The 26608-nt window shown below is 37.4% G+C and carries 23 protein-coding genes, 1 tRNA gene and 3 rRNA genes; 17 read left to right on the top strand and 10 right to left on the bottom strand.

The annotated features are described in order from the left end of the window. Nucleotides 1-65 precede the first annotated feature (65 nt). Nucleotides 66-617 carry a GDSL-type esterase/lipase family protein gene (locus GJV85_RS13080; RefSeq protein ID WP_207561812.1) on the bottom strand — a complete coding sequence of 184 codons (552 nt, stop codon included), beginning with the start codon at nt 615-617 and terminating at the stop codon, nt 66-68. Nucleotides 618-754: 137 nt separating this feature from the next. Here GJV85_RS13080 and GJV85_RS13075 point away from each other — a divergent pair, with 137 nt between their 5' ends. Together GJV85_RS13075 and GJV85_RS13070 are read left to right on the top strand one after the other, a co-directional pair. Further along, nucleotides 755-2380 (top strand): cation:proton antiporter domain-containing protein, encoded by a 1626-nt coding sequence (locus GJV85_RS13075; RefSeq protein WP_207561811.1) that lies wholly within the window; start codon nt 755-757, stop codon nt 2378-2380. 61 nt (nt 2381-2441) lie between these two features. Further along, nucleotides 2442-3272: a flagellin N-terminal helical domain-containing protein gene (locus GJV85_RS13070; RefSeq protein WP_207561810.1), complete on the top strand. Its 831-nt coding sequence runs from the start codon at nt 2442-2444 to the stop codon at nt 3270-3272. Between the two features lie 5 nt (nt 3273-3277). On the opposite strand, the gene pyrE is transcribed toward GJV85_RS13070, so the two are convergent. The 3 genes from pyrE to secG all read right to left on the bottom strand — a co-directional run bounded on the left by pyrE (nt 3278) and on the right by secG (nt 4892). Next, complete coding sequence (gene pyrE, locus GJV85_RS13065) at nt 3278-3886, bottom strand: orotate phosphoribosyltransferase (protein ID WP_207561809.1); 609 nt, start codon at nt 3884-3886, stop codon at nt 3278-3280. Nucleotides 3887-3888: 2 nt separating this feature from the next. Next, nucleotides 3889-4446, bottom strand: coding sequence for a ribosome recycling factor (gene frr, locus GJV85_RS13060; RefSeq protein ID WP_207561808.1), 558 nt, complete (start codon nt 4444-4446; stop codon nt 3889-3891). Nucleotides 4447-4556: 110 nt separating this feature from the next. Next, nucleotides 4557-4892, bottom strand: coding sequence for a preprotein translocase subunit SecG (gene secG / locus GJV85_RS13055; RefSeq protein ID WP_207561807.1), 336 nt, complete (start codon nt 4890-4892; stop codon nt 4557-4559). A 194-nt stretch (nt 4893-5086) separates the two neighbouring features. Here secG and GJV85_RS13050 point away from each other — a divergent pair, with 194 nt between their 5' ends. The 4 genes from GJV85_RS13050 to GJV85_RS13035 are packed head-to-tail and all read left to right on the top strand — an operon-like array spanning nt 5087 to nt 8270. Further along, nucleotides 5087-6022 (top strand): metal ABC transporter substrate-binding protein, encoded by a 936-nt coding sequence (locus tag GJV85_RS13050; protein ID WP_207561806.1) that lies wholly within the window; start codon nt 5087-5089, stop codon nt 6020-6022. After that, complete coding sequence (locus GJV85_RS13045; protein ID WP_207561805.1) at nt 6013-6783, top strand: metal ABC transporter ATP-binding protein; 771 nt, start codon at nt 6013-6015, stop codon at nt 6781-6783. Before GJV85_RS13050 ends, GJV85_RS13045 begins: the two co-directional genes overlap by 10 nt. A 9-nt stretch (nt 6784-6792) precedes the next feature. After that, nucleotides 6793-7590, top strand: coding sequence for a metal ABC transporter permease (locus GJV85_RS13040; RefSeq protein WP_207561804.1), 798 nt, complete (start codon nt 6793-6795; stop codon nt 7588-7590). Then, on the top strand, nt 7587-8270 hold the full coding sequence (locus tag GJV85_RS13035) for a methyltransferase domain-containing protein (RefSeq protein ID WP_207561803.1): 684 nt from the start codon (nt 7587-7589) through the stop codon (nt 8268-8270). The genes GJV85_RS13040 and GJV85_RS13035 overlap by 4 nt, the downstream gene beginning before the upstream one ends. Before the next feature lie 15 nt (nt 8271-8285). Here the strand turns inward: GJV85_RS13035 and GJV85_RS13030 are convergent, their stop codons facing one another. From GJV85_RS13030 to GJV85_RS13020, 3 genes are all read right to left on the bottom strand, one after another. Then, nucleotides 8286-10145 carry a multiheme c-type cytochrome gene (locus GJV85_RS13030; protein WP_207561802.1) on the bottom strand — a complete coding sequence of 620 codons (1860 nt, stop codon included), beginning with the start codon at nt 10143-10145 and terminating at the stop codon, nt 8286-8288. Nucleotides 10146-10259: 114 nt separating this feature from the next. Continuing rightward, a complete protein-coding gene (locus GJV85_RS13025; protein ID WP_255550554.1) occupies nt 10260-10670 on the bottom strand; it encodes a thiamine-phosphate pyrophosphorylase in 411 nt (136 codons plus the stop codon). Next, on the bottom strand, nt 10660-11358 hold the full coding sequence (locus GJV85_RS13020) for a Bax inhibitor-1/YccA family protein (protein WP_207561801.1): 699 nt from the start codon (nt 11356-11358) through the stop codon (nt 10660-10662). Before GJV85_RS13020 ends, GJV85_RS13025 begins: the two co-directional genes overlap by 11 nt. Nucleotides 11359-11964: 606 nt before the next feature. Here GJV85_RS13020 and GJV85_RS13015 point away from each other — a divergent pair. The 8 genes from GJV85_RS13015 to GJV85_RS12980 all read left to right on the top strand — a co-directional run bounded on the left by GJV85_RS13015 (nt 11965) and on the right by GJV85_RS12980 (nt 22183). After that, nucleotides 11965-13478 (top strand): 16S ribosomal RNA (locus GJV85_RS13015). A 220-nt stretch (nt 13479-13698) separates the two neighbouring features. Next, nucleotides 13699-13775 (top strand) — tRNA-Ile (locus tag GJV85_RS13010). A 285-nt stretch (nt 13776-14060) separates the two neighbouring features. Next, nucleotides 14061-16947, top strand: a 23S ribosomal RNA gene (locus GJV85_RS13005). A 239-nt stretch (nt 16948-17186) separates the two neighbouring features. Then, nucleotides 17187-17302: ribosomal RNA gene (gene rrf / locus GJV85_RS13000) — 5S ribosomal RNA — on the top strand. The 16S, 23S and 5S rRNA genes sit together here with 1 tRNA gene alongside, the layout of an rRNA operon. Before the next feature lie 544 nt (nt 17303-17846). Further along, nucleotides 17847-19286 carry an OmpP1/FadL family transporter gene (locus GJV85_RS12995; protein ID WP_207561800.1) on the top strand — a complete coding sequence of 480 codons (1440 nt, stop codon included), beginning with the start codon at nt 17847-17849 and terminating at the stop codon, nt 19284-19286. 163 nt (nt 19287-19449) lie between these two features. After that, nucleotides 19450-20442, top strand: coding sequence for a hypothetical protein (locus tag GJV85_RS12990; RefSeq protein ID WP_207561799.1), 993 nt, complete (start codon nt 19450-19452; stop codon nt 20440-20442). After that, the gene (locus tag GJV85_RS12985) at nt 20439-21356 is read left to right on the top strand and encodes a hypothetical protein (protein WP_207561798.1); all 918 of its coding nucleotides are present in this window, start codon (nt 20439-20441) and stop codon (nt 21354-21356) included. The genes GJV85_RS12990 and GJV85_RS12985 overlap by 4 nt, the downstream gene beginning before the upstream one ends. A gap of 17 nt (nt 21357-21373) precedes the next feature. Further along, on the top strand, nt 21374-22183 hold the full coding sequence (locus GJV85_RS12980; RefSeq protein WP_207561797.1) for a hypothetical protein: 810 nt from the start codon (nt 21374-21376) through the stop codon (nt 22181-22183). Nucleotides 22184-22238: 55 nt separating this feature from the next. On the opposite strand, the gene purM is transcribed toward GJV85_RS12980, so the two are convergent. Both purM and GJV85_RS12970 read right to left on the bottom strand, forming a co-directional pair. Then, nucleotides 22239-23234: a phosphoribosylformylglycinamidine cyclo-ligase gene (purM, locus tag GJV85_RS12975; protein WP_207561796.1), complete on the bottom strand. Its 996-nt coding sequence runs from the start codon at nt 23232-23234 to the stop codon at nt 22239-22241. Next, nucleotides 23234-23449: a YgaP family membrane protein gene (locus GJV85_RS12970; protein WP_207561795.1), complete on the bottom strand. Its 216-nt coding sequence runs from the start codon at nt 23447-23449 to the stop codon at nt 23234-23236. The genes purM and GJV85_RS12970 overlap by 1 nt, the downstream gene beginning before the upstream one ends. 105 nt (nt 23450-23554) lie before the next feature. Between GJV85_RS12970 and GJV85_RS12965 the strand changes: the two genes are divergently transcribed. The 3 genes from GJV85_RS12965 to dapF are packed head-to-tail and all read left to right on the top strand — an operon-like array spanning nt 23555 to nt 25454. Further along, a complete protein-coding gene (locus GJV85_RS12965; RefSeq protein ID WP_207561794.1) occupies nt 23555-24100 on the top strand; it encodes a spermine/spermidine synthase domain-containing protein in 546 nt (181 codons plus the stop codon). Continuing rightward, nucleotides 24100-24693 carry a dephospho-CoA kinase gene (coaE, locus tag GJV85_RS12960; RefSeq protein ID WP_207561793.1) on the top strand — a complete coding sequence of 198 codons (594 nt, stop codon included), beginning with the start codon at nt 24100-24102 and terminating at the stop codon, nt 24691-24693. The genes GJV85_RS12965 and coaE overlap by 1 nt, the downstream gene beginning before the upstream one ends. Beyond that, complete coding sequence (gene dapF, locus GJV85_RS12955) at nt 24690-25454, top strand: diaminopimelate epimerase (RefSeq protein WP_207561792.1); 765 nt, start codon at nt 24690-24692, stop codon at nt 25452-25454. Before coaE ends, dapF begins: the two co-directional genes overlap by 4 nt. A gap of 83 nt (nt 25455-25537) precedes the next feature. On the opposite strand, the gene prfA is transcribed toward dapF, so the two are convergent. Then, nucleotides 25538-26605: a peptide chain release factor 1 gene (prfA, locus tag GJV85_RS12950; protein WP_207561791.1), complete on the bottom strand. Its 1068-nt coding sequence runs from the start codon at nt 26603-26605 to the stop codon at nt 25538-25540. Nucleotides 26606-26608: the final 3 nt, after the last annotated feature.

Genomic DNA, 26608 nt, shown 5'->3' with positions numbered 1-26608 from the left:
TAATTATAACCGCGATTATATACAATACTCACTTAAAATCAGTATATAAGCCTGTTGTATTTTATTTATGGATTTTCACTTAAGTAATCATTTACTAAAAGATACTCATAAATTTTCTCGGCTATCTCTTTGTATCCAGCAGCATTTGGGTGGATGTAGTCATTTTTAAATGAATCATCTGAGAGAATATCTGAGAGTAAATTTTCAATAATCTTTACATCTTCTTCATCTGAAAGTTCTTTATAAAAGGGGAGAGGAGTTGGCTCAAATAAGAAGACATTTGGTACAGATATAAGAATTACTTCAACATTTTTATTTTTAGCAATTTTTATCATAGTACTCAGGTTTTCTTTTATAGCATGAGTAGATTTTTTTTGAATAATATCATTGCCACCAAAGCAGAGTAACATGAGTTTTATGGAATCATCTTTTAGTAGATTATCAAGCCTTAGAAGTCCATCTTTTGACGTGTCTCCATTAACTCCTGCGTTTATAATCTTGCGATTGGATAGTTTAGAGAGAATAAAAGGGTAGCTTTGCTCATGTCGTACTCCATACCCATAAGTTATGCTATCTCCAAATGTAAGTATGCTATCTGTATGAGTAAGTCTTTGCATATTTTTCTCCTTAGTAAAAAAGACAATAGCTAAAAGTATGAGTAACACACTTCCCTAATTTAGCAAGTAATTAATTGTAGTATAATAAGAATCAAATAAATATAAATTAAAAAATTATAACAAAGTGAGAAAATAAGATGGAAACAACACTTCTGTATGTTATAGCTGCTTTGGGTGTCTCAATAGTAGTGAATATACTGCTAAAAAAACTGGGTGTCTCTCAGATTATTGGCTATATATTAACAGGTACTATTATCGTGTATGCATTTGATCTGAGGGATATTAGTAGCTCGCATACCCTTGAGATGGTGGGTGAATTTGGTATTGTATTTTTGATGTTTACGATTGGTCTAGAGATATCTCTTGCCAAGATGGGAACAATGAAAAAAGAGATATTTGGAAACGGACTTATGCAGGTCTCATTTACCGCGCTTCTTGTCTATTTAATAGCTTATTATGGCTTTAGCTTACCTCTACAAACGTCACTTATAATTGCATTATCTTTCTCTTTATCTTCTACTGCCGTAGTTTTAAGCTATCTCAAAAGTTCAAAAGAGATATATAGACCTTATGGACAGATATCAACGGGAATTTTAGTATTTCAAGATATCGCAGTTATCCCTATACTTATACTTATCGGATTTATGACCTCTGAGGCAAATGAGTCCCTTTATATAATAATTAGCAATACTCTCTTTAGTGTCTTACTTGTTTTAGTGTTATTGTTTATAGTTGGGAAAAAGATGATGACATGGCTACTACACTTTTCTGCCTCTTCAGAGGTGGAAGAGCTCTTTATGGGCTCTGTTCTTTTTATAGTTATCTCCGCTTCTTTGCTTGCGCACTATATGGGTTTTACCTATTCACTAGGTGCATTTATTGCAGGGATGATTATTGCAGAGACAAAGTACCATCATAAAGTAGAGTCAGACATAGCACCATTTAAAGACATACTGCTAGGTACATTTTTTGTGGTTGTTGGAATGAAGATAGACGTGATGGTTTTTATAGATAATATATTTTTTATCGTAGGAGCGTTTGTTGGGGTTGCCATACTTAAAAGTTTAACTATTTATGGACTTCTTAGAATGACGTCTTCTCATAGACGTTCTTTAAAAGCGGCACTTGCACTCTCTCAAGTTGGAGAGTTTTCATTTGTTATATTTGCATTGGCAAGTATGGGTGGACTCATAGAAGATGAATTGGCACAACTACTTGTTTTAATAGTGATATTTTCCATGATGGTAACTCCATTTTTTATATCTAAAATTGGTATATTTGTAGAATATATTAGTGGAAAGCAGGATGTTGTAGAAGATATGTCAGCTCTCTCTGCTAGAAAAAATCATGTAATAATTGCTGGATATGGCGTAGTAGGAAAGTTTGTCACCTCTTTTTTAGATGATTTGGGTGCAAGCTATGTGATAATAGATAACTCGCACAAACATGTAATGCAAGCAATAAACGATGGACATGAAGCATATCTTGGTGATGCGTCTAAAAACTCTATTTTAGATGCGATACATGTAGATACTGCCTCTTCTGTAATTGTTACGCTTGACAATCCTGAGAAGAAAAGACTTATTTGTGAAGCTATAACCAATCATACAAAAAATGTAAACCTTATAGTGAAAGTAATCTCATTAGAAGAGAAAAATAGTTTAAAAGATTTAAATATTGCAGTCATGGTTGATGGAAAGGTTGAGGTTGCTAGAGTTTTAGTAGAGCGTATGTCAAGCTGTCATTTTAAATTAAAATATTAATAAATCTCTACAAATAAAGTACGTATAATATAAACATAGGATTATTCATAAGGAGTATGTTATGGCATTTTCAATAAATAGCAATATCAGTGCAATGAGAGCAAACCTACAGTCAACATTAAGTAATCAAGGTTTAAATAGTAGTCTTAATAACCTATCTTCAGGTTCATCAGTGTCGAGTGCGGCTTATGACGCATCAGGTTTAGGCATAGCAAATCAACTCTCGGCTCAAGTCTCAGGCATGGGTCAAGCGATTCAAAACTCAAATGAGAGTATTGGAATGATTCAGATAGCAGACGGCGCGATGAGTGGCATAGAAGAGAATATGCAAAGAATCAGAACTTTAACGCTTCAGGCATCTAATGGAATTTTAAATGATGGAGATAGAGCAATCATTCAAAAAGAGATAGATACGCTTTTAAAGTCATCGGATGACATAGCTAAGCAGACAAGCTACAATGGAATTAATCTCTTAGATGGAACAGGTGGAAGTAATGGTGATGGAACCTTTGTTACACAAAGTGGTAGTGATGCACAGAGTACTCAAAATCTAAGCATTAATGATTCAAGCATTGCGTCTTTGGTTGGAACGATTGATATTACAACTGAAGCTGGACGTAGCACAGGTTTAGATTCTATAGATAGCGCGTTGGCAAGTATTAGTGATACTCGTGCAGATTTAGGCGCTTCGCAAAATTCACTCATGGCAAGTATAAGAAATACGTCTTTAACACAGATAAATATTGCAGCAGCTGAGTCAAATATTAGAGATATTGATTTTGCAGCGGAGAGTGCCAACTTTTCAAAACAGAACATTCTCTCTCAGATAGGTTCGTTTTCTCAAGCCCAAGCAAACGCTTCGGCTTCGAATGTTACAAGACTTTTTTCTTAAGAGTTTTAGTTTCCACGTGAGCCAGGCTTTATAGCCTCGCTTCCATCTTTACAGAGTGGACAAGCGTCTGGCGCATACATCTCAAATGTGAAGTCTGCAAGAGCAAAAAATGGAATATCTTGAGGTAGCTTACAGTTTGGTTTTGTAGTTATATCGCTATGTTCGCGTTTACAAAAACCACGGTTGGCAAGTGCGGCCGCTCCAACGATTTCCCCACCAAGTTCTTTTACAACGGCAGCAGCTTCCATAGCAGAACCGCCAGTTGTAATGATATCTTCACACATGAGGACTTTTTCACCCTGGCTTACTTCAAAACCACGGCGAATACTCATCTCACCATTTACTCTCTCAGCAAAGATGAAACGCACATCAAGAGCGGTAGCTAGTGCAAATCCAGCGATTAAACCACCAAGTGCAGGAGCACAAACAGTATCGATTTCTAAGCCACTCTCTTTAATTTGAGATGCTAATGCCTCAGCAAGAAGTTTTGCAGTTTTTGGATCTTCTAAAACTTTCGCAGATTGTAAATAAAACTGAGAGTGGTTTCCACTACTGAGTTTAAAGTGCCCCTCTAGAAGAGCATCTGCATCCATATATATTTTTTTAACATCCATTATTAAACCTTTAGTATCTCTACTTCTTTATCTTTGAGGATTTGTTCGATGCTAGCTGAATACTTGTCAGTTGTTTTTTGGATAACATCTTGTGCAGCTTTTGACTCATCGACAGTTATCTCTTTCTCTTTTTCAAGTTTTTTTATCTGGTCATTTGCGTGTTTTCTATCATTTCTAAGAGAAACCTTAGCATTTTCACCCATGCCTTTCATCTGTTTTACAGACTCTTTACGTTGCTCAACCGTCATAGCTGGAAAAAACAGTTTGATTTGATCGCCATCGTTATTAGGAGTTGTTCCAATGTTTGCTTTCATAATAGCCGACTCAATATCTGCGAGTAAGTTTTTTTCCCATGGATTTACAACTATTGTCGTTGCGTCCGTCGCTATTACTGAGCCTACTTGATCAAGAGGAGTAGGCGTTCCATAGTAGTCTATTTTAACATTATCTAAAACAGAAGTCGTAACCTTACCTGTTCTTAATGTTTTAAAGTCTCTTTGCATATGCGCTATGCTTTTTTGCATTTTGTCTTCACATTCACTGTAAATTTCATTTAGCATTGTCTTATCCTTAATGGTTTAGTAAAAATTATTATAGCATTGTAGCAAGATAAATTTAAGAGGGGTTAAAAGCCTGTTTTAAGGGCTAAAGTAGTTGCAATAAAATGCAACTATTTTGTAGCGTTTGTTTCTTTTGTAGGTATTGTAGGAAGAGTTGTTGGCGCTGGCGCAACGATGTTATTGTCTTCAACCATCTCATCAACAACAGACGCTTGAGAAGCTTGTGAATACATGTAGCCTAAAGTGATTGTATTTACAACAAATAAGAAACCAATACTAAAAGTAGCCTTTGCTAAAAAGCTAGCTGGACCCTTCGCTCCAAATACTGATTCATTTGAGCCACTATAAGCACCAAGACCGATGCTTGAGCTCTTTTGAAGTAATACAAGTATAACCAAAATGATGACTAAAACAATTTGCACTATAAGTAATAAACTAGTTGTCATATATAATTTCCTAAGTTAAAAGTGGCGAATTATATCTGAAAAAACTTATATTATCAAACTTTACTACTCTTGAGTCGAATGTTTTTTACTCTCTCAAATGATTGCTTAATTATAAAGGAGGAGAAAAAAAGGTATAATTTCATAATTAAAACTATTTAAAGAAATCTAAAAACTTATAATATATGGATATGCACATGAAAAATTTGAAGATAGTAGCACTAATATTAATAGCTCTTTTGGCTATTTTACAATTTTTTATTTTTAACTCCCAAAAAGAGACTAAGCCATCGCAAAAAAGTATAGCAGTAAGTACTTTTGCACTTTACGATATAGCAAAACACATTGCTGGAGAAAGTATTAAGATTGTGAATATCATTCCTTTTGGTTCTAACCCTCACAGTTTTGAGCCAAGTCCCAAACTGATGGGAGAGATAGAAGATAGTTCTTTGCTCTTTTATAGTGGCGTTGGACTTGAGCACTGGATAGAGAATATGGAGTTTAAAAACAGAGCGCTTGACGTAAGCAAACACGTTAAATTAAGAGAACTTGAATCAGACGAGTTTGAATTTCATGAGCATCATGATGAGCAGTGCGCGCACGGAACGCTTGATCCACACTACTGGCTTGATTTTGAAAATATGCAAAAAGCAACAAAGTTGATAACTGATGAACTTATTAATCTTCAGCCAGAGCACAAAGAAAAATATGAAAAAAATCGAGACAAATACCTCAATGGACTTAAAAAACTTGACAATGCGTTTAAAAAGGATCTTTCTCTTTGTAGACTAAATACTATTATTATTAACCATAACTCAATAAGTTATTTAGCGCATAAATATAACTTTGAGACAAAATCTTTAAGTGGCTTAACTCCCGAAGCAGAGCCTACAGCAAGTGATATTAAAAGAATTATAAAAGAGATAGATAAAGATGGCGTAAAAACAATATTTTTTGAAAACTTTGTAAATAATAGTGTCATAAAAAGTATAGCGAAAGATGAAAATATAAAAATTGACTCACTGCACTCTTTAGGAAATATCACACCGGATGAAGCGGACCAAAATCTAAGCTATGAAGATATCATGTACACAAACTTAGAAAAATTGTCTAAGGTTCTTGAGTGCAACTAAAGTTTAAAGTTCCTATCTTTGATGTAAAAAATCTTAACTTTAGCGTTAGAGGGGTTGATATACTTTCAAACATCTCTTTAGAGATTTTTAATGGTGAGTATATAGCTATAATAGGTCCTAATGGTGGAGGAAAAACGACACTAATTAGAATTTTATTAGGATTAGAAAAAGCTACAAGCGGTAGCGTGAAAATATTTGGTAAAAAGATAAAAAACTTTAAAGAGTGGTATAAAATAGGTTATGTTCCCCAGCGTGCCTCTTTAGTAGACGCAAATTTTCCTGCTACGGTAGAAGACATAGTAAAGATGGGTAGGGTGGCTAAACGCGGGATGTTTTCTACATTTAGCCTTGAAGATGCAAAAATGGTAGAAGACGCAATGCTTAAAATGGATATAGTACATCTTAAAAATAAGATGGTCGGCACACTCTCAGGAGGCCAACGCCAACGCGCCATGATTGCTCGAGCATTAGCTTCATCACCTGAAATACTAATCCTTGATGAGCCAAATACCGGAGTAGACATCGTCTCACAACAGCGTTTTTATAAACTGCTCTCAAAACTCAATAAAGAAGACAATATTACTATAGTTTTTATCACTCATGACATTGGCGTTATCGCAGATGACATAGGTAGACTTTTTACTATAAATGAAAACGCAACGATATGCAATAATCCAAAAGAGGCTATGAGTTGTGAGGATATGACACAACTTTATGGAATTGACGCACATCTTATTCATAACCATAAACATGAGCATTAGGAATATATGATGTTTGAAATGTTTGAATATGATTTTATGCAAAGAGCATTTATAGCCGGTCTTTTCATTGCAACTCTCGCTTCTATTAGTGGAACGTTTATAGTGCTTAAACGCTACTCTTTAATGAGTGAAACATTGGCTCATTCTGCGCTTGTGGGAGTTGCCGTTGGACTTGTCGCAGGATATAACCCTCTGTGGATGGCAGTTGTCGTTGCCATACTTTCAGCTTGGCTTATTGAGTATTTAAGAAGTGCCTTCTCTCTTTATTCGGATGCGATACTCTCTATTATTCTCTCAGGCTCTCTTGCCATTGCAGTTATTATAGTATCTTTAGGTGGTGCGTTTAATAACTCCTTATTCTCTTATCTCTTCGGCTCCATTCTTTCTGTAAGTAGCGAAGACGTTATGACTATTCTCTTTTTTGGAAGTCTCTCTTTAGCATTTTTACTTCTATTTTCAAAAGAGTTGTATTTTATAGCTTATGATGAGGAGGTTGCAAAAACTAGTGGTCTCAAAGTAAAATTTTTAAACTTCCTTCTTGTAACCGTTGTAGCCATAATCATTGCGCTTTCTATTCGTGTTGTCGGAAGCCTTTTAGTCGGAGCGCTTATGGTCATACCTACCGTTGCTGCTCTTCAGTATAGAGTGGGATTTAGAAATACTATGCTTATATCGCTCTTTTTTGCGCTTTTTAGCGTTATAGCGGGAATGAGCATATCTTTTTACTTTTCACTTCCTTCTGGCGCAACGATAGTCTTGAGTATTATCTTTATCTTTATACTCTCGCTTATTATCAACAAAAAATGAAAATTAGCAAAGAGTTCTCAAAACACGCTACTCATTATGAGGAGCATAATACAGTTCAAAAGCTTGTTGCAGAGAAATTACTTTCGCTTGTTAAGTCTCATCCTAAACATATTTTAGATTTAGGGTGTGGCAGTGGAGTGCTCTGTAAGAGTATAAATTGGAATTATGAGAATTTTACTGGTGTGGATTTTGCGCCAGGAATGCTTGAGCTGCATCCTAAATCAGAAAAAATAGAGTGCATTAATGGAAATTTTAACGATTCTTTACTGTTTGAGAACTTGCAAACACGTGAATATGATTATATCCTCTCAGCATCTTCATTACAGTGGGCAGTAAACCTAGAAAGCGTATTTGAGTCTATCTCAAAGTTAAAGGCCCCTATGTCTTTAGCTCTTTTTACCTCGGGAACTTTTAAGACGCTTAATGAAACAGCGTCTATCAAGCCTCTTCTTCGTTCCGCTCAAGAGATAGAAAAGCTTCAGAAAAAGTACTTTAACGCTCAGTTTGAAGTTTTAAAGTATAGACTAGATTTTGAGAGCGTGAGAGATATGTTTGTATATATTAAACGCAGTGGGGTAAGTGGCTCTAGAAATCTACTCAGCTACAAAGAGATGAAAAAACTTATGAGCGAATACCCCTTGGGTTATTTAGAGTTTGAAGTAGCTTTTATTTATTCATAAAAGCTACCTTTGAGTTTAACGTCTTCCTCTTCTAAACTCAGTGTTATCTTCGGGACTGCTACATCCACTATCCGCCATATCGATTCTACCATCACCATCGTTATCGATTCCATCGTTACACTCAAATGTAGGCGTTGGTGGTATGATTTCATTAAACTCGTCATTATCGTTGATATCAGTACATCCTGGATCATTTAAATCAACAAGTCCGTCACCATCATTGTCTAGCCCATCGTTACATGCCATTGGTGCTGGTGGAGGTGGTGTAACTCCGCCATTTTGCGTTAAAGTTGTTGACACAGCCCCAATCTGAGATGTTTTCATATTGGATGCATTGTACATACTTTCAAATTCCGCTACTTCGCTAGAATTATCAGAAAACAGATCTGTCGCAAAGTTAAACCCTACAGTTTGGTAGAGTAGCTCAGTTTCAACACTGTATGCAGTGTCACCTAAATTAGCCACTCTATAAGTAATTGTATCACTTCCCCCAACGAAGTTTGCATCATTGTAAGCGCCACCAGCAACTTTTACATCGTTAATAGCAGTCGTTTTATCAAAACCAGTTGGTAAAAGTCTGTTGTCTTTTTTATAATCTAATGCACGAAGAAGCGTATATGTAACATTGTTTAAGTTATCTGCCATTATAGTCTCATAGATTTGTACTTGATCCTCTGATGTAATCAGGTCATAGTGAGGCTCAAACGTAGTATTGTCTATGTCTGAATCAGCTCCTACAATACTTCCATTGGCATTTACTTTACCAGATTCAAAAACTATATTGCCTTGGCTGTCTTTTACAGTTGTATGCAAGAAAACGCGACGAGATGGAAAACTTGTAGGTAATTTATGCCCAGTTGCACTATTTACTTTGTATGTAACTTCAAGTTCTCCATTGGCTAAGGACTCATTTACAATTTCAAGAGAAGCAGATCCTCTTAGCATAGTCTCTGTTTTTGCTAACGTAGCTTCAAAGTTATTAGAGTTAACGCCAAGTGCCGTTTTGTTATCATTAAGGATGCTTAACATTGTTTTATTTGCACCAATAAATACATGTCGCGCAAAACCATCTCTTCTTGGAAGATTACGAGGTCTAGTAGATATTTTAACGCCATCGGTTCTTTGCATGTGACAATCTTGACAGCTTTTCGTATCTTTATAATCACTATGTTCCCACTCACTATACGGCATCTGCTCAGCAAATTCGCTCTCAGGAGTAGTACTTAAAATATTCCCATTTTCATCTACGTATGGAGTTTTTAGATTATGACATGTTGCACACATTTTCGAATCTTTTATATGTGAGCTAAATTGAATATTGTAGTTTACATTATTTCTCATTGGTCCTGCGTTGACATTGTCATATGGGCCATAAATGATTCTATTTTCATTTACTTCATATTTTCCAGACGTGCCGGCAAGCGTTCCTAATTTTCCATTGTCACTGACTTGGTGGCATAACGTACAGCTAACGCCATTCATGGCCGCATCATGATACTGATTATTTGGATTTAAAAAACCGTCATCAAAGAGTTTTACAGTGTTACCATCAGCGTGTGCTTCTGTATTTGCCATTGGCGCATGACATTTTGTACACTTATCATTGATTATGCTCTCAAGCTGAGGGTTTCTGTTTATCTCAGTTCTTACTTTTGCTTTCCATAGTGGATCTTTAGTGGCGTTTGCCATCATTGAAGAGCTCCACTCTTTTACAATTGAAACATCTTCTCCTATGCTGTCACTTAAACCATCATGACATTGCACACAAGTTCCAGACCCGTTAAAGTGAGCAGTTGTAAAACTTGTGTTTTCAGCGGATAATGTTAACCCAAATAGGGCAATGAGAGATGTTAAAACCTTAATAAACTTTTGCATACAATTTCCTTTAGTAAAAATTCAGTTTTAATTGTATCAACTTAAGATGAAGAAATTGTGAAATATATATAAGAAATACTTATTAATGTAATCTTATAATATATTTAGAGTTTATTATTTTTCTTGGAGAAGTATCTCTTTTTCTAGATTGTAAAGTTCGTAGCGTATATATTTGAAGTTTTCACTATATTCTATGTTTTCAAGTTTATAAAGCTCTTCTAATACTCTTGCAGACTCTTGTCCGCGTTTAAAGTTAGCTGTTAGTATACTTGACACATCGCTACGGTTAAGTTCACTTTGCATAGAAGCACGAAGTACGTCATTAATGCTATCTCTATGCATAAGAAGCTCTTTTGTCTCTTTTACTCTTGCTTTGTGTCTGAGTGATTTGAGTTTTGATGAGAGCTCTTTGTTGTTGTCTCGGTAACGCATGATGTCTTCGACGACACGTATGCCTTCTTTTAAGCGGTTAAGGTTTGCATCTACCACCCGAAAGAGTTCGGGTGAGAGCGAATTAGTCGTCACTACCAAAGATACCAAATAGTTGTAATAACGCAGTAAAGATATTTAAAAAATCTAAATAAAGAGCAATAGCTCCATCAATAGGTGTTTCATAAGCACCTCTCATAATATTTTGTGTATCATAGATAACTAAGATACTAAAAAGTACAACAACAGCTCCAGAGATAATAACATGAAGCATTGGGTTACCAATAAAGATATTAAGAATAGAAAAACCGATGATTACAAAAAGAGCAATCATTAATGGTTTTCCATAGCTTGTAAAATCTTTAGTAGTTTTTATAGCATAAAAGCTCATAGCACCAAAAACGACAGAAGTCATAGCAAACGCATTACCAATAATACTAGCACCTCCACTCATTCCAAGTGTACGAGCAAGCAAAGGAGCAAGCATTAGTCCTGTCATAAAAACAAAACCAAACATAACCATAAGGTTTATCCCTTGTTTATGTTTAACAAACTGTAAGCCTATTAATAGTCCAATTTCTAAAGCAAATAGCGGCCAAAAATAAGCTGCTATGGTTCCAGCTAAAGGAACACCAACATAAGCACCAACGGCACCAGCCATCATAGAAGCAGCAAATAGTTTGTATGTTTCTTTAACAAACGATACTATTTGTGAATCATCACGACTTTGTACACCAGAAGTAAACGAGTTGCCTCTTGCATAATCACGATCATATAATCCCATAATTAATTCCTTTATAAGTGTCTATAGAAGACACCATTAATTTATAGAATAATATATGTAAAGAGTAAATCAATAGCAACACATAATGACTTACATATAATAGAGTTTCTATATTCATAAATGATTAATAACATTATTACCCCTAAATGAAACATCCAAAAAAGAATATATAAATTCTTTTAGATTACTATTGACATTAAAGGTTTAATCTCCTATAATTCCCATCCACAAACAGAGACACCTTGTTTAAAACGAGGATACGAACACTTCATGTTGAAGAGTTAAGAGATTGTTTGAAGATCATTGAAAACTAAGCAAGTAAGAAGACTAGATTTTAACGAATCAGTTGGTATTACTTAGAAATAACTAATATAACAACAACCGTCTATTCTATTTTGAAATCCACATTAGTTTTATAGCTTTTATGGTTTCCCAATAGTGTAGATAACTATACTTTAATACTTTAACTAGTATTAGAAGCTCTGACTAATTCTTTAAGCAGATTAGTACGAGTAAAAACAAAGCCAATGAATTTAATTCTTGGGCAAAAGATCAGTAAATAATCACAGCAATGTGATCTTTACATAATCAAGTCTTCGGACAACAATTATGGAGAGTTTGATCCTGGCTCAGAGTGAACGCTGGCGGCGTGCTTAACACATGCAAGTCGAACGATGAAGCCTAGCTTGCTAGGTGGATTAGTGGCGCACGGGTGAGTAATATATAGATAATGTACCTCTTAGTCTGGGATAGCCATTGGAAACGATGATTAATACTAGATACTCCTTCTTCTTCTAATTGAAGTCGGGAAAGTTTTTCGCTAAGAGATCAGTCTATATCCCATCAGTTAGTTGGTAGGGTAATGGCCTACCAAGGCAATGACGGGTAGCGGGTTTGAGAGGATGATCCGCCACACTGGTACTGAGACACGGACCAGACTCCTACGGGAGGCAGCAGTGAGGAATATTGCACAATGGAGGAAACTCTGATGCAGCAACGCCGCGTGGAGGATGACGCATTTCGGTGTGTAAACTCCTTTTATAAGGGAAGAAAATGACGGTACCTTATGAATAAGCACCGGCTAACTCCGTGCCAGCAGCCGCGGTAATACGGAGGGTGCAAGCGTTACTCGGAATCACTGGGCGTAAAGGACACGTAGGCGGGTAGCCAAGTCTGATGTGAAATCCTACAGCTTAACTGTAGAACTGCATTGGAAACTGGTTACCTAGAGTATGGGAGGGGGAGATGGAATTAGTGGTGTAGGGGTAAAATCCGTAGATATCACTAGGAATACCGAAAGCGAAGGCGATCTCCTGGAACATTACTGACGCTAAGGTGTGAAAGCGTGGGGAGCAAACGGGATTAGATACCCCGGTAGTCCACGCCCTAAACGATGAACACTAGTCGTCGGGATGCTAGTCATCTCGGTGATGCACTTAACAGATTAAGTGTTCCGCCTGGGGAGTACGGTCGCAAGATTAAAACTCAAAGGAATAGACGGGGACCCGCACAAGTGGTGGAGCATGTGGTTTAATTCGAAGATACGCGAAGAACCTTACCTAGCCTTGACATTGATAGAACACACTAGAGATAGAGTGGTGCCCTTCGGGGAACTTGAAAACAGGTGCTGCACGGCTGTCGTCAGCTCGTGTCGTGAGATGTTGGGTTAAGTCCCGCAACGAGCGCAACCCTCGTCCTTAGTTGCCAGCAGGTTAAGCTGGGCACTCTAAGGAGACTGCCTTCGCAAGGAGGAGGAAGGTGAGGACGACGTCAAGTCATCATGGCCCTTATGGCTAGGGCTACACACGTGCTACAATGGGGCGTACAGAGAGTTGCGATACCGCGAGGTGGAGCCAATCTCATAAAGCGTCTCTCAGTTCGGATTGAAGTCTGCAACTCGACTTCATGAAGCTGGAATCACTAGTAATCGTAGATCAGCAATGCTACGGTGAATACGTTCCCGGGTCTTGTACTCACCGCCCGTCACACCATGGGAGTTGATTTCACCCGAAATTGGGAAGCTAACCTTCGGGAGGCTACCACTTACGGTGGAATTAGCGACTGGGGTGAAGTCGTAACAAGGTAACCGTAGGAGAACCTGCGGTTGGATCACCTCCTTTCTAGAGTAAAGAGTAAACATTCGATTGTTTATCTTACAAAGAAAATCTCACGAGAGATGTTATTATTTAGTTCTTCTACTTGCTTAGTCTTCAGTGATCTATGTTCATTTGAAATAGAAATTAGTATTCTAACTCTTTAGAGTTAAGCTTTAGTGACCACAGCGGTCCAAGCGAGATAAAGGGATTTCATTCCTTAATCGGACTATTAATAGACACTTTAGGGCCTATAGCTCAGCTGGTTAGAGTGCACCCCTGATAAGGGTGAGGTCCCAGGTTCAAGTCCTGGTAGGCCCACCATTTTTTGCACTATTTGCACTTTAAAAGTTAACTCACATCCTCAAGGATGCTTCGTCACCTTTTAAAGCACAACTAGCACAAAAACAAGTTTTAAAATTAAATATAAGCTTTTAAATAGAAAGTTTATATTTGGTTTTTAAACCAAAAAGTTCATTAAATTACAATTGTTAAAGTCAACAACTTAATTATAGAAATATAATTAAACTAAATAACTACAATAAACAGATCATTCATCTTATTGAAGTGTAGAGATACATTAAATAAGGTAGTGAACGCAAATTAGAAAAAAAAGATATTAAGGGCCATAGGTGGATGCCTTGGCTGGTAGAGGCGATGAAAGACGTAATAGGCTGCGATAAGCCTCGGGGAGCTGCCAATGAGCTTTGATCCGGGGATTTCTGAATGGGGCAACCCAGCATGGTGCGAATCATGTTACCCTTCGGGGGGCGAACCTAGGGAAGTGAAACATCTCAGTACCTAGAGGAAGAGAAATCAAACGAGATTCCCAGAGTAGCGGCGAGCGAAATGGGATTAGGGCGGTTAGCGATAGCATATTTATTAGCAGAAGAGTTTGGAAAGACTCGGCATAGAGGGTGATACTCCCGTAAGCGAAAATATTTATGTGGTACTAGGTTAACGAACGAGTAGGTCGGGACACGTGTTATCTTGACTGAATATGGGGGGACCACCCTCCAACCCTAAATACTACTACCAGACCGATAGCGAACTAGTACCGTGAGGGAAAGGTGAAAAGGACCGCGGTGAGCGGAGTGAAATAGAACCTGAAACCTATGGCTTACAATCATTCGGAGCACTATTTTAATGTGTGACGGACTGCCTTTTGCATAATGAGCCTGCGAGTTGTGGTATCTGGCAAGGTTAATCGAACGAGAAGCCGTAGCGAAAGCGAGTCTTAATAGGGCGAATTAGTCAGATGCTGCAGACCCGAAACTAAGTGATCTATCCATGTGCAGGTTGAAGCTGGTGTAAGAGCCAGTGGAGGACCGAACCCGTATAGGTTGAAAACTGTTGGGATGACATGTGGATAGGGGTGAAAGGCCAATCAAACTTAGTGATAGCTGGTTCTCTCCGAAATATATTTAGGTATAGCCTCGAGCATTAGCATGAAGGGGTAGAGCACTGACAGGGCTAGGGCTGCTTACCGCGGTACCAAACCCTATCAAACTCCGAATACTTCATGTGTAACCTCGGGAGTCAGGCGTAGGGTGATAAAATCCTATGTCGAGAGGGGAACAACCCAGACTAACAGCTAAGGTCCCAAAGTCTTGTCTAAGTGGAAAAGGATGTGGAGTTGCTGTGACAACCAGGAGGTTGGCTTAGAAGCAGCCATCCTTTAAAGAAAGCGTAACAGCTCACTGGTCTAGCGATTCTGCGCCGAAAATATAACGGGGCTAAGACAAGCACCGAAGCTTTAGATTTGGTATTTATACCAAGTGGTAGGAGAGCGTTCCATTCAGCGCTGAAGGTATACCGGCAAGGAGTACTGGAGCGGATGGAAGTGAGCATGCAGGCATGAGTAGCGAGAAAAGAAGTGAGAATCTTCTTCGCCGTAAACCCAAGGTTTCCTACGCGATGCTCGTCATCGTAGGGTTAGTCGGGACCTAAGTCGAGTCCGAAAGGGGTAGACGATGGCAAATCGGTTAATATTCCGATACCGACATTATATCGTTTGAGTGATGGGGGGACGCATAGAGTTAGACGAGGTCACTGATGGAATAGTGGCTCGAAGGACGTAGGTCGTGAAGTAGGCAAATCCGCTTCACATGAGACCGAGATCTTACAGGCAGACCAATCTCTTCGGAGAGCGGTTTGAATCGTCGATACTGTCGTGCCGAGAAAAGCCTCTAAACGAGATATAATGTTGCCCGTACCGTAAACCAACACAGGTGGGTGAGATGAGTATTCTAAGGCGCGTGGATGAACCATTGTTAAGGAACTCTGCAAACTAGCACCGTATCTTCGGTATAAGGTGTGCCCTATTTGTTATGAGATTTACTCTCAAAAGCATTGATGGGTGGCAGCAAAGTGTCCCTCCCGACTGTTTACCAAAAACACAGCACTCTGCTAACTCGTAAGAGGATGTATAGGGTGTGACGCCTGCCCGGTGCTCGAAGGTTAAAAGGATCCGTTAGCTTTGCGAAGCGGTGAATTGAAGCCCGAGTAAACGGCGGCCGTAACTATAACGGTCCTAAGGTAGCGAAATTCCTTGTCGGTTAAATACCGACCTGCATGAATGGCGTAACGAGATGGGAGCTGTCTCAACAATGGATCCAGTGAAATTGTAGTGGAGGTGAAAATTCCTCCTACCCGCGGAAAGACGGAAAGACCCCGTGCACCTTTACTATAGCTTGACACTGCTATTGGGATATTCATGTGCAGGATAGGTGGGAGCCTTTGATTCATAGACGCCAGTTTATGATGAGGCATCCTTGAGATACCACCCTTGAATATTCTGATAGCTAACTCCGTACAATTATCTTGTGCGAGGACAATGTCTGGTGGGTAGTTTGACTGGGGCGGTCGCCTCCTAAAAAGTAACGGAGGCTTACAAAGTTCGGCTCAGGTGGGTTGGAAATCCACCGTAGAGTATAATGGCATAAGCCGGACTGACTGTGAGACATACAAGTCGAGCAGAGTCGAAAGACGGTCATAGTGATCCGGTGGTTCTGTGTGGAAGGGCCATCGCTCAAAGGATAAAAGGTACGCCGGGGATAACAGGCTGATCTCCCCCAAGAGCTCACATCGACGGGGAGGTTTGGCACCTCGATGTCGGCTCATCGCATCCTGGGGCTGGAGCAGGTCCCAAGGGTATGGCTGTTCGCCATTTAAAGCGGTACGCGAGCTGGGTTCAGAACGTCGTGAGACAGTTCGGTCCCTATCTTCCGTGGGCGTAGGATTGTTGAGGAGAGTTGACCCTAGTACGAGAGGACCGGGTTGAACGTGCCACTGGTGCACCAGTTGTTCTGCCAAGAGCATCGCTGGGTAGCTACGCACGGATGAGATAACCGCTGAAAGCATCTAAGCGGGAAGCCAACTCCAAGATGAACAATCCCTGAAGTACGCTTGAAGACTACAAGCTTGATAGGCTGGGTGTGTACGCATCGCAAGATGTTTAGCTGACCAGTACTAATAGTACGTTCGTCTTTTTTATTAAGTTCTTAAATGAACACAATTCGTTCACTACCTTATTTAGTGTAAACAATTACATTAATATAGAATATCTGAATTAGTTATTTAGTTAGAGCATTTAGCTCTGTTGACTTTAACAATTACAATTTACCCTTTTAACTGACTTTTACAGTCAAAGTTAAGAACATCTGGCACTAAATGCCGATACTCCCGTCGCTAAAGCGTAAGTGGAGTACAGATGATGTCTTTAGCTTTGATTGTCTAGGTGGCTATAGAGAGGGGGAAACGCCTGGCTCCATTCCGAACCCAGAAGCTAAGCCCCTCATCGCTGATAATACTTATCCTTTCAGGATTGGAAACGTAGGTCGCTGCCTAGTTAATCGTTATTTCTTCTTTTTTACTTCTAATCATTACTTTATTTATTGGCTTTAACCTTTTTTGCTTATATTATTCTTATCAATATTCCATTTTACATTTACTTTACACTCTTTATATACAATACAATTATTAACATCACCTATACTTTTTATATTTTTGTTTCCTATAAGCTAATGATATAGATGATATTGCCCTGTACAAAAGTAATTAATAGAATGTTTTAGGAGCTTATGAATTAAGAATGTTACTTATATTCACATATAAGATATTTTATAATAAAGCATAATTTTAATTATATAAATTATTATATATTTATTTTTATTTATTTATACCCTTTTAAAGCCCTTTTTTACTACTATCAAGAGTTATATTTATAATATTTATATTATTTTATAATAGATAAATCTATAAAAATAAACTATATAAGTAAAAGTTATCATTAATGAAATTATTTTAAGTTTCGTTTAAAAATAACTCACATATAATACCTGCAGTAGAAATAGCAAAGTCTATTTCGATAAACAATTACTCTGAGGAGAGAAAATGAAAAAAACGATTAAATTAGCAGTAGTAGCTGCATTAGCTTTAGGCTCAACATCTGCATTCGCAACTAATGGTGATGTTATGATTGGTCAAGGTGCTAAATCACGTTCGATGGGTGGAGTTGGTATTGCTAAATCTTTCGGTGCTGAATCAGGCCTTGCAAATCCTGCTTTAATCTCTACTGTTAAAGATATGGAAGTTACTGGTGCTGTTACTTTTTTTATGCCAAATGTAGCTTTTGGTTCTAATGCTGGTGATAATATTAATCAAGCTTTTGGAGCAAATGGCTACCAAGGTACTTCAACTCCTCCAGTTGCAGGTAGTGCATTTGCAACTGGAAACCCAGCCGATGTAGTTGCTGGTCCTAGTGCAGCAATTACATCTTCTGACTCTTTAGCAAATTTCAGCATTATTCCTGAAATTGCATTTGCTAGCAGAATAAGCGATAGTGTTGTATGGGGTGTATCAATGACTGGTACTGCTGGAATGGGAACTGATTATACAGGTAAAACAAATGGATCATTTTCTATGTACACTAGCTTGGCACTTTTAAAAGTAGCTACACCTTTAGCTATTGATATAACATCTGGATTGACATTAGGTGTAACACCAATTCTTCAGTATGGTTCTCTTCAAATGGCTCATGATACATTTAATCCTGCAGCACCACAAAAAAGTCCTTTAGCTGATGATACAAGCTTCGGTTATGAAGTTGGTTTAGCATATGATGTAGACGGTGTTGATGGTTTAACACTTGGTGCTGTATATAAGTCTAAGATTGATATGGAATATGAAAATGTAATTTCAGCTTCTACTACTATATTTGGTGTAAATGATGCAATTACATCTGGGGATCACCTTGCTCAACCAGCTGAAATTGGTTTAGGTATTTCTTACACTACTGATGGAAACACAATCGCATTAGATTATAAGCAAATAGCTTGGGGTGATGCAGCTGGATACAGCGACTTTGGTTGGGAAGATCAAACTGTAATTGCAGTTGGTTACGAATATGCAGAAAATAACTGGGCATTTCGTATTGGTTATAACCATGGAACTAATCCTATAACAGAACAAAATGGAGCAAAAGGTACTACTCAACCTGGTGAAAACTATGTTGGTGCTGTTAAAAACTTTTTTAATCTTTCAGGCTTCCCAGGTGTAGTTGAAAGCCATATGACAGTTGGTGGTGGTATAAATCTTTCAGATTCATTATCTCTAGATGCAGCATTCATATATGCACCAGAAGTTACTCTTTCTTATGATACATCTGGTCTTACTGAAGGAGCAGCATATCAATTAGCTGGTGGTGCAACACCATATACTGGAACTCCTACAGATATGTTAGCGGGAGCAATAGCTGGGCAAACTGCAGCTTCATCAGCAGATGTTACTCACTCACAAATGGGTGTTAACATTGCAATGACATACAAATTCTAGTCTAAGAGTTAAATAGACCTTCTTACACTTTGATGTCGCCTCTCTTGGCGACATCCTATTATTCACACAAATTAAAAAAAAACCTACTTGATGAATAATAAAATATAAAACTCATAATAGTTATGATAAAATAATTCCATCTGTCTTTAATAAGGAAATAAAAATGATAAATAAACTGATAAAATCAACAGTTGCGTTATCTCTAGTGGCTTCAGTTGCATTTGCAGCGCCAGCAGTACGTTTTAATGTAGTACCTGGAGATATAGAAGATAAGTTCGAAGAGTTAGTTCTTGGCGGAACTTTAAATGAAGATACTGGATTTGGTGTTTCTGATCCACATGAAAAAATCAATGATGCTTATTCAAAGCGTTATGGTAACCCTGAAGACCCTGATTATGATAAGGCTTGGACAACAAACTTAGATAACCTTGGCTTCTTTTCAATTGCAAATGATAAAGCACTTTATGACATCTTGAAAAAAGCACCACAAGCAGCAGGTTTTCAACCTTTTAACTACCATATTTATAAATATGTAGCTGAAGATAAAACTTATGTTGGACACCTTGACCCAGCTTTAATGCTAGATGTTACAGGCGTAAAAGATAAAGCAGTTAGAGAAGCATATATTAAAATGTATGAGCCATTAGATAAATGGACTACTGATACTTTTGGGGGTAAAGTTGTAATTAGTGAGTATGATACACTTCCTGCAAAACCTATGATGACTTTTGAGTTTGAAGTAGATAGAGAAGGTGATATCGTAGAGTGGGCTGAAGGATTTCAAGAGGAATTTGAAGCTGCATTTGAAGAAAAAAAATATATTATCGCTGGATTCAAAAACTTTAAATCTACATATGAAGAAGATTTAGAAATGGATTTTGAAGAGTATGACCAGTTTTTTGTATATGGTCTTTGTCACTTTACATACTCGTATGGTATTTTCAATAAGGGTCGTCCAGATGCTGGCGCTTTAGCTCCATGTGCTATGTACTTTTACATCAAGCCCGGCTCAAATAAGATGGTAGTTGGTATGCCACGTTTAGAGACTTGGTTACATGTTATGAAGATAACGGACAAAGATAAAATAAAATCCGCAATGGACTTAGATGTTGAGATTATTGGAATTATGAAAGATTTAGGAGGAGTTGAAAAATGAGAAAATTAATACTCAGTATTCTATCGTTATCGATAGTTATGTTTTCAAATAGTTTTGCAGAAACTAATTTTTTACCATATAATCCGAAAGATTCAGTTGGAGCAAAAGCTTTTACAAAAATAGATCCAGCTACAGTTAAAGTTGAAATGAAAACCGGATTAGAAGGTATTAAGGTTAATACTTACCTTACTGGTGCACATGTATCAGTTAAGGCTGCAGAAGAGAAACTTAAAGCTGCTGGATTTGAAATAGTTGCAAACTATAAGTCTGTAAAAAAAGGTACAACTATTGTATTTACAAATGATGCACTTAAAGCTGAAGCTGCTAAACCTATGCGTGCGAATGCTGCTGTTTTACGTCTATTTGTTGATGACAAAGATAAAATGATTAGTTTCACTAATCCAGTTTATTTTGGAAAAGCATTTATGCAAGAGGAGTATGACCACTCTGTATTTAACGGTGCTTTAGTAAGTATTAACAGTGCATTTCCAGGGCTTAAGCCTTCTAAAGATGTGTGGGATTTTGATGGTCTAGCAGATTATCATTTTATGATTAGTATGCCTTATTATAAAGATGTTGATACTTTAGATCAAGGTCCAAATGCTGAACTTTTAGAAAAAGCTAGAAAGTATAAAAAAGGTAAACAACTTGTTTTTGAACTTAAGCTTTCTGATACTAGTACTCTTTTAGGATATGCTCTTGGTAAACGTACAAGCAAGTTTGTTAAAAAAGTAGGCCGTGCAAATGCAGCAATCCTTCCTTGGTGTGTAACTATTGAAGATAACAAGGCTACAGCATTAAGTGCAAAGTATTACATCGCTATTTCTTACCCACTTCTTGATATGAATGGTTTTATGGGAATTATGACAGTACCAGGTGCAGTTGTTAAAGATTTAGAGAAAATATTCAAATAATCCTTTAGGAAATTAAGATGAAAAAATTATTTTTAGTATCGTTTATAACTCTTTTGGCTTTTGCAACAAGTTCATTCGCAAAAGATATTAGTGCTTATTTAACTGGTAAGTATATTGATGAGAAGAGTGTAAAAGAGAAGCTTGCTAATGCAGGCTTCGAGGTAGTAGCGAGTTATGAGAGTGTAAAAAAAGGTACTACTATTGTTTTTACTAACTCTGCACTGAAGAAAGAGGCTGCAAAAGAGGGTAGAGCATTTGCTGCAGTTTTACGTGTTTTTGTTGATGCTAAAGATAAGATGATTAGTTTTACTAACCCTGAGTATTTTGGTATAGCATATATGCAAGATGATTACAAAGCTTCCGTATTTGAGTCTCAACTTAAAGTTATAAATAAAGAGTTCCGAGGCTTAAAAGGTTCAAAAGATATCTTGGAAGATGATGATATCGCTGGATACCACTTTATGATGGGAATGCCTTATTATGAAGATTATGATACTTTAGCAAAAGGTTCTAATGAAGAACTTCTTGCAAAAGCTAAATCGTATAAAAAAGGTAAACTTCTTCTTTTTGAAATCAAGCTATCAGATAATAGTACACTTTTAGGCTATGATTTGGGAAGAAGAACAAAGAAGTTTGTTAAAAAGATTGGACGTGCCAATGGTGCTGTGTTACCATACTGTATTAGTATTGAAAATGGTGAGGCTAAGTCACTTGAAGCAAAGTACTATCTAGCACTTTCATATCCACTTTTAAGTATGGGTGAATTTACTACGATTGCATCTGTTCCAGGTGCAATTAAAAAAGATTTATCTAAACCATTTAAATAGTTTAGTAATCAATCAAGTATTTCTTTGAAATACTTGATGATATAAACTCTGAAACTTATATCATTTTAGCTTCGCGTTTACCCTTTTTTATCTCACCTATTAAATAACCATCAGTCTTAGAGAGTACAGATTCGACATTAGACTCTTCAACAACTAGTATCATTCCAACACCCATATTGAATGCTCTAAACATCTCATCACGATCAACATGCTCCGCCATTAACTCAAATATTGGAAGGACCTTTATTGAATCTTTTTGAACTTCCGCCATAAGGTTTTCAGGTAGCACACGAGGTAAGTTTTCTACTATTCCACCACCTGTAATATGCGCCATCGCTACTATCTCATTTCTAAGGGCTTTAAATGTTTTAACGTAAATGGTAGTAGGCTCTAGCAGGGTCTCGATTAAAGGTTTACCATTAAAGTCATCTTCAAATTTCATATTCATTTTTTCAAAAAGAACTTTTCTTGCAAGCGAGAAGCCATTTGAGTGAAGACCAGAACTAGGTAGCGCTATAAGTTTATGACCGGCTCTAACCAGAGATACTCTATCCATTTCTGATTTTTCTGCGACACCTACAGCAAATCCAGCTAAGTCATAATCATCTTCAGAGTACATTCCTGGCATTTCAGCAGTTTCTCCACCAATAAGTGCACACTCGCTACGTTTACATCCCTCAGCTATCCCTGCCACTACATTTGTGGCATTTTTAACATCTAGTTTACCAGTAGCATAGTAATCTAGGAAAAAAGATGGAGTTCCAAAATTACAGAGTAAATCATTTACACACATAGCAACCAAATCAATTCCAACTGTATGGTGAATACCGCTATCTATAGCTAGCTTTAGCTTTGTTCCAACGCCATCAGTGGCTGCAAGCATAACAGGCTCTTTAAATCCTTTTGGCAGTTCAAATGCACCGGCAAATGAGCCAATTCCACCCATAACGCCTGGAATTTTTGTAGCTTTAACTAAAGGTTTAATATTTTCTATAAAGCTATTTCCAGCATCTATGTCTACTCCAGCATCTTTATAACTAATTTGACTCATTAGTTTTTTTCCGATGCTTCAGGTAAATCGCATTTTTTTGTTATTAAACATAATGGACAAAAGTTTACTAATCCCGCAATTAGAGGTAATACACCTAGATATAACCAATTTGACCAGCTAGCCTCAACTATAAATGCTGCAACTATTAATACAGCACCAAGTATTATACGAAATACTCTACAATTTCTTCTTATTTTGTAAAAATTAATATCCATGGAGTTACCTTTATGTTTTTATAAATATTTTGCAATTATATCTATATTAAGTAAAATTAATCCAAAACTGGATAAAATCGCACTAATAAATAAGGATAAATTAATATGAAAGATTTTATATATAACGAAATGATGGTACATGTTGCACTTTGTACAAACAAGAACCCTGAGAATATTTTAATTGTGAGTGATAATGCAGATGCATTAGTTGCTGAAGTTCAAAAGCATGATAACATCCCATTTGATGTTATCGGTGCTGACCTAAGTAAATTACGTGAGTTAACTGATGGTAGTTATGATGTTGTTATATCAGAGTTAGATTCCGATGCAGCGATACTTGCTCACCACAACCGTGTACTAAAAGAGGATGGCCTCTTAGTTACTACACATCCATCTTTAGATAATACAGATGAGAATAAGGCTATTATGGAAATACTTGGTCGTTACACTAAAGTAATCATGCCTTTTAACATTGGTAATGGCGAGACTGCTCTTTTAGCTTCTAAAGAGTATCATCCAACTGCAGATATTATACTTCATCGTGCTGATATGCTTGATAACTTAGATTACTATAACTGCGACGTTCATCCTGCAGCATTTGCGATGGGTAACAATGTGCGTAAAGAGTACTTAGGCATCATTAAAAACTAATGGCATTTCAATATGCTATAGCTTTAACTGGTAGCATAGCTACTGGAAAAAGTACTGTTGCTTCGCTTATGGCTCTTAATGGAATGCGGATTATTGACGCAGATACCATAAGTCATGAAATTCTTGATGCTTCGGTTTCTTGGGTTGAGGAGACATTTGGTTCAAAATATATAAGACTAGCAAAGGTTGATAGACCTAAACTTGGCGAATATATATTTGCAAATGAAGATGCAAAAAAGATTTTAGAAGATTATTTACACCCTAAAATTCGTGCTGAAATTCTTAAACGCAGTGAAAAACAAGATAGATTAAAATTTCCCTACCTCATAGACATACCCCTCTTTTTTGAAAATAATAACTATGATATAAAAGATAGCGTTGTCGTATACACTCCCGCAGATGTTCAACTTGAGCGTTTTATGCAACGTAATGGTTACTCAAAAGAGGAATCTTTAAAGCGAATAGCAACTCAGTTTCCCATAGATGAAAAACGCGATCGTGCAACATGGGTAATAGATAATTCAAAAGACTTAAAACATCTTCAGCAAGAGTGTGAAGATTTTGTAGAAAAAATTAAGGCTAAGTATTTATGAAAATAGCAAAATATAGTGCTAGTGGGAATGACTTTGTTATGTTTCACGCAGATATTAAAGAAGACAGAACGGAGTTAACCAAAATATTATGTCATCGCCAGCATGGAATTGGTGCAGATGGTCTTGTGGTACTTTTACCAAGTGATAAGTATGATTTTGAGTGGCAATTTTATAACTCTGATGGAAGTCATGCCGATATGTGTGGAAATGCTTCTAGAGCAGCTGCCCATTATGCGTTTATAAATAAACTGGCTCCTAAGGAAATGAGCTTTTTAACGGGAGCTGGCGTTATAAAAGCGAGAGTTGAAGAGTCAGATGAAAAGAGCGGAATTGTTCTAAGTGAATTAACGCCTCCTATTATCATAGACAAAGAGATAACTTTTAATGGAAGATCTTGGTGGCATTTAAATACAGGCGTTCCTCATCTGGTAAATTTTAGAGAGAGTGTGGAAGAGTTTGATATAGAGGAGCTCAGGGAGCTGCGTTATAAGTATGATGCAAATGTGAACATAGCTTGTGTAGATGGAGAAAATCTCAGAGTTCGCACATATGAGCGTGGCGTTGAGGATGAGACACTCGCTTGCGGCACGGGAATGGCTGCATGTTTCTATAGAGCGCTACAAGAAGGTTTAGTAGGTAATAATATAGAGGTTTATCCTACGAGTGGAGAGACTTTATACTTGGGGATGAATGATAGAACTATTACATTTAAGGGATTAGTGAAAAATACTTTTATTACTGAGTGGGAAACTACTATTTAAAACACTATATGAGCAAAAGCCCATATAGTTTCGCTAGCCGCTAAGGCACTAAAGCTAGCCTCTATCGAGGCAGAAAATCAATATTAGAGTCCAGCTGCTTCAACTATTTTTGCTTGATGGTCAGCTATAAGAGGTTCAACAACTTCATCTAGAAGCCCACTTCCCATAATCTCACCAAGTCTGTAGAGCGTTAGATTTATTCTATGATCGCTTATGCGGTTTTGTGGATAGTTATATGTACGAATACGACCACTTCTATCCCCACTTCCTACTTGTGCTGCACGCTCTGCCGCGTTTTCAGACTGTTGCTCTTGCATTTGCTGATCATAAAGTCTAGCTTTAAGAACTTTCATCGCTTTTTCACGGTTTTTATGCTGTGATTTTTGGTCCTGGTTGGTTACTACTAGACCAGATGGCAAGTGAGTAATTCTAACGGCGGAATCTGTAGTATTTACAGATTGGCCACCACAACCAGAAGAACGCATAACGTCTATCTTTAAATCTTTTTCGTCAATGTTAATTTCAACATCATCTACTTCAGGCATTACTGCTACTGTTATAGCTGACGTGTGAACGCGACCTTGAGATTCTGTTGCTGGAACACGTTGTACACGATGTGTTCCACCTTCATATTTCAACCTACTATATACCTGGTCGCCCTTTATAAGCGCAGTTACCTCTTTGTATCCACCTGCGTCAGATGGCGATGTGCTCATAATTTCAATATTCCAACCACGAAGGTCGGCATAACGAGTATATGCGTCAAACAGGTCACCTACAAATATAGCTGCTTCATCTCCACCAGCTCCAGCGCGAAGTTCCACAATGATATTTCTATCATCATTTGGATCTTTTGGAAGAAGAAGCATTTTGATATCTTCTTCTAAAAGCGCTATCTGAGGTTCAAGTTCTTTGAGCTCTTCTTTTGCCATATCACCCATCTCAGAATCACCAAGCATCTCTTTTGTATCAGTGATATCTTGAATAAGAGTTTTATACTCTTTTGCTTTTTCAACAATAGGTAAAAGATTTGATTGTTCTCTTGAGAGGTCTGTCATACGTTTGATGTCAGAAGTAATGTCAGGTGAACTTAGCAAGTCGCTAAGTTCGTTATAGCGGTTGATAAACGGAGTTAGTTTATCTGAGAGCATATT

This window comes from Sulfurimonas aquatica (assembly GCF_017357825.1).
GTDB lineage: Bacteria > Campylobacterota > Campylobacteria > Campylobacterales > Sulfurimonadaceae > Sulfurimonas > Sulfurimonas aquatica.
Note: the sequence above shows the minus strand (reverse complement) of the source record. Positions and strands in the feature narration are given on the sequence as shown.

Coding starts and splice junctions, on each gene's coding strand:
- GJV85_RS13080 (WP_207561812.1), bottom strand. CDS start 617: ATGCAAAGACTTACTCATACAGATAGCATACTTACATTTGGAGATAGC.
- GJV85_RS13075 (WP_207561811.1), top strand. CDS start 755: ATGGAAACAACACTTCTGTATGTTATAGCTGCTTTGGGTGTCTCAATA.
- GJV85_RS13070 (WP_207561810.1), top strand. CDS start 2,442: ATGGCATTTTCAATAAATAGCAATATCAGTGCAATGAGAGCAAACCTA.
- pyrE (WP_207561809.1), bottom strand. CDS start 3,886: ATGGATGTTAAAAAAATATATATGGATGCAGATGCTCTTCTAGAGGGG.
- frr (WP_207561808.1), bottom strand. CDS start 4,446: ATGCTAAATGAAATTTACAGTGAATGTGAAGACAAAATGCAAAAAAGC.
- secG (WP_207561807.1), bottom strand. CDS start 4,892: ATGACAACTAGTTTATTACTTATAGTGCAAATTGTTTTAGTCATCATT.
- GJV85_RS13050 (WP_207561806.1), top strand. CDS start 5,087: ATGAAAAATTTGAAGATAGTAGCACTAATATTAATAGCTCTTTTGGCT.
- GJV85_RS13040 (WP_207561804.1), top strand. CDS start 6,793: ATGTTTGAAATGTTTGAATATGATTTTATGCAAAGAGCATTTATAGCC.
- GJV85_RS13035 (WP_207561803.1), top strand. CDS start 7,587: ATGAAAATTAGCAAAGAGTTCTCAAAACACGCTACTCATTATGAGGAG.
- GJV85_RS13030 (WP_207561802.1), bottom strand. CDS start 10,145: ATGCAAAAGTTTATTAAGGTTTTAACATCTCTCATTGCCCTATTTGGG.
- GJV85_RS13020 (WP_207561801.1), bottom strand. CDS start 11,358: ATGGGATTATATGATCGTGATTATGCAAGAGGCAACTCGTTTACTTCT.
- GJV85_RS12995 (WP_207561800.1), top strand. CDS start 17,847: ATGAAAAAAACGATTAAATTAGCAGTAGTAGCTGCATTAGCTTTAGGC.
- GJV85_RS12990 (WP_207561799.1), top strand. CDS start 19,450: ATGATAAATAAACTGATAAAATCAACAGTTGCGTTATCTCTAGTGGCT.
- GJV85_RS12985 (WP_207561798.1), top strand. CDS start 20,439: ATGAGAAAATTAATACTCAGTATTCTATCGTTATCGATAGTTATGTTT.
- GJV85_RS12980 (WP_207561797.1), top strand. CDS start 21,374: ATGAAAAAATTATTTTTAGTATCGTTTATAACTCTTTTGGCTTTTGCA.
- purM (WP_207561796.1), bottom strand. CDS start 23,234: ATGAGTCAAATTAGTTATAAAGATGCTGGAGTAGACATAGATGCTGGA.
- GJV85_RS12970 (WP_207561795.1), bottom strand. CDS start 23,449: ATGGATATTAATTTTTACAAAATAAGAAGAAATTGTAGAGTATTTCGT.
- GJV85_RS12965 (WP_207561794.1), top strand. CDS start 23,555: ATGAAAGATTTTATATATAACGAAATGATGGTACATGTTGCACTTTGT.
- coaE (WP_207561793.1), top strand. CDS start 24,100: ATGGCATTTCAATATGCTATAGCTTTAACTGGTAGCATAGCTACTGGA.
- dapF (WP_207561792.1), top strand. CDS start 24,690: ATGAAAATAGCAAAATATAGTGCTAGTGGGAATGACTTTGTTATGTTT.
- prfA (WP_207561791.1), bottom strand. CDS start 26,605: ATGCTCTCAGATAAACTAACTCCGTTTATCAACCGCTATAACGAACTT.